The organism is Clavibacter sp. MX14-G9D (assembly GCF_032917815.1).
Taxonomy (GTDB): domain Bacteria; phylum Actinomycetota; class Actinomycetes; order Actinomycetales; family Microbacteriaceae; genus Clavibacter; species Clavibacter michiganensis_K.
Genome location: NZ_JAVCVL010000291.1, coordinates 1 through 2,653, shown reverse-complemented (window position 1 = coordinate 2,653; position 2,653 = coordinate 1). Strand labels below are relative to the sequence as shown.

The 2,653-nt window shown below is 74.7% G+C and carries 2 protein-coding genes and 1 pseudogene; all 3 read left to right on the top strand.

Annotation, left to right across the window (positions count from 1 at the left end; translation table 11 throughout):
* Positions 1-181, top strand: a pseudogene (locus Q6969_RS14820) (TerC family protein); the annotation flags it as partial.
* A 143-nt stretch (positions 182-324) separates the two neighbouring features.
* A complete protein-coding gene (locus Q6969_RS14815; RefSeq protein WP_317231129.1) occupies positions 325-1,095 on the top strand; it encodes a response regulator transcription factor in 771 nt (256 codons plus the stop codon).
* A gap of 41 nt (positions 1,096-1,136) precedes the next feature.
* Positions 1,137-2,653, top strand: a 1,517-nt coding sequence (locus Q6969_RS14810; RefSeq protein ID WP_396335561.1) for a sensor histidine kinase, incomplete at its 3' end; no start/stop codon positions are given.

The window sequence follows — 2,653 nt, the reverse complement described above, 5'->3', positions numbered from 1 at the left end:
CGGCGAGCCGATGCTGTGGGCGCCCGAGATCCCGATCTGGTTCTCGCTGCTCTTCATCGGCGCGACCATCACGGTCGCCACCGTCGCCAGCCTCGCGAAGACCCGCGGCGACAAGCAGAAGGGCGACCGGAAGACGGTCGAGGGCGAGACCGTCACCCGCGCCACGGAGGACAAGCACTAGCCCTCCGGAACCTCCGCACGACCACGGGCCCGGCGCATCACGCGCCGGGCCCGTCGTCGTCCGGCGGGCCGGTCGTCCTGCAGCGGGCCCTCCTCATCGGCGTCATGGCCGCCTCATGGCCGGCTCATAGGATCCTGTGGAGGATGGTCGACGTGACCACGACACCGCCCTCCGGCTTCCAGCCCGCCGCCGCCCCGCAGCCCCGCCTCACCCGTGCCGACGGGTCGCCCATCCGGGTGCTCGTCGTCGACGACGAGGCGTCCCTCACCGACCTGCTGCAGATGGCGCTGCGCTACGAGGGCTGGCAGGTGCGCACGGCGGCCGACGGGCAGCAGGCGCTCGCCGCGGCCCGGGAGTCCAAGCCGGACGCCGTGGTGCTCGACATCATGCTCCCCGACCTCGACGGCCTCCAGGTGCTGTCGCGGCTGCGGGCCGAGGCGCAGGACATCCCCGTGCTCTTCCTCACCGCGAAGGACTCCCTCGACGACCGGCTCGCGGGGCTCACCGCGGGCGGCGACGACTACGTGACGAAGCCGTTCAGCCTCGAGGAGGTCGTCGCCCGGCTCCGCGGCCTCATCCGCCGCTCCACGCTCGTGGTGAGCGACAGCGTCGACCCGGTGATCCGGGTGGGCGACCTCACCCTCGACGAGGACAGCCACGAGGTCGCGCGCGGAGGCGACCCCGTCGAGCTCACGGCGACCGAGTTCGAGCTGCTGCGCTACCTGATGCGGAACCCGCGCCGCGTGCTCAGCAAGCTGCAGATCCTCGACCGGGTGTGGAGCTACGACTTCGGCGGGAAGTCGAGCGTGGTGGAGATCTACATCTCGTACCTGCGCCGCAAGATCGACGCCGGCCGGAACCCCATGATCCACACGGTGCGCGGCAGCGGCTACATGCTCAAGGCCGCGGAGTGAGCGAGCCGTGGCGGGCCCGGCTGGCGGGCGCGGCGGGCGGCATGACCCTGCGCCGCCGCCTGGTCCTCAGCGTGGTGGGCCTCCTGGCGCTCGCGAGCATCATCATCGGCGCGGTCAGCATCCTCGCCCTCCAGGCCTCGCTCGAGCGGCAGGTCGACGAGCAGCTGCGGGGCACCGCGTCGCGCTCGCAGGACCTCGTCGACCGGGACTCCGACGGGTACGGCAGCTTCCCCGGCGCCCCTCCCGGCGGCCTCGGCGCCTTCGGCCAGCAGGTCGGGACGATCAGCGCCACCATCGTGGGCGGCGTCGTCTCGGGCGGCTACATCGCCGACCGCGACGCGGCGGAGGGCGAGCCCGGAGGCGCCGGCACCGTCGAGCTGACCGAGCGGCAGAGCCAGCAGCTGCGCAGCGTGCCGACCGACGGCGTGCCCCGCACGGTCGACCTCGGCGGCGCGCTCGGCCGCTACCGCCTGGTGGGGGACACCTCCTCGACCGGCGCCACCCTCGTCACGGGCCTGCCGCTGAAGCCCGCGGACGACGTCGTGGAGCAGCTCGTCGTCGTGATCTCCGTGGTCGCCGCCATCACGCTGGCGCTCGCCGCGTTCGTGGGCGCGCTCATCGTGCGGCGCGCCCTGCGCCCGCTCGACCGGGTCGTCGCGACCGCGACGCACGTGGCCGCGCTGGAGCTCGACCGCGGCGACGTCGCCCTCGAGGCCCGCGTCCCCGCATCCGACACCGACGAGCGCACCGAGGTGGGCCGCGTCGGCGCGGCGCTCAACGGGCTCCTCGGCCACGTCTCGGCGGCGCTGTCGTCGCGCCAGGCGAGCGAGGCGAAGGTGCGGCGGTTCGTCTCGGACGCGAGCCACGAGCTGCGCACGCCGCTCGCCTCCATCCGCGGATACGCCGAGCTCACGCGCCGCGGCCCGCACCTGCTGCCCGAGGACGTGACGCACTCGCTGTCGCGCATCGAGTCGGAGTCGGTGCGGATGACCACGATCGTCGAGGACCTCCTCCTGCTCGCCCGCCTCGACGAGGGCCGGGAGCTGGAGTCGGATCCGGTGGACGTCACGCGGATCCTCCTCGACACGGTCGGCGACGCGAGCGCGGCCGGCCCCGACCACGACTGGGGCCTCGACCTCCCGGAGGAGCCGGTCACCGTGCCCGGCGACGACGCCCGGCTCCGGCAGGTGGTCGTCAACCTGCTCGCGAACGCCCGCACCCACACGCCGCCGGGCACGCGCGTCGTCGCGTCGCTCGCGGTCGAGGGCGGCGGTCCGGACGCCCACGCCGTCATCCGCGTCACCGACGACGGACCCGGCATCCCCCCGGCCCTGCAGGAGAGCCTGTTCGAGCGCTTCGTGCGCGGCGACGGATCGCGGGCGCGCGCCACCGGCGGCACGGGCCTCGGCCTCGCCATCGCGCAGGCCATCGTGGCCGCGCACCACGGCGCGCTGTGGGTCGAGTCGGAGCCCGGCCGCACCGTCTTCGGCGTGCGGCTGCCGCTCGAGCGCCGGGCGACGACGCCGCGCGACGCGTCGGGGCCCGCCGCGACGCGTCG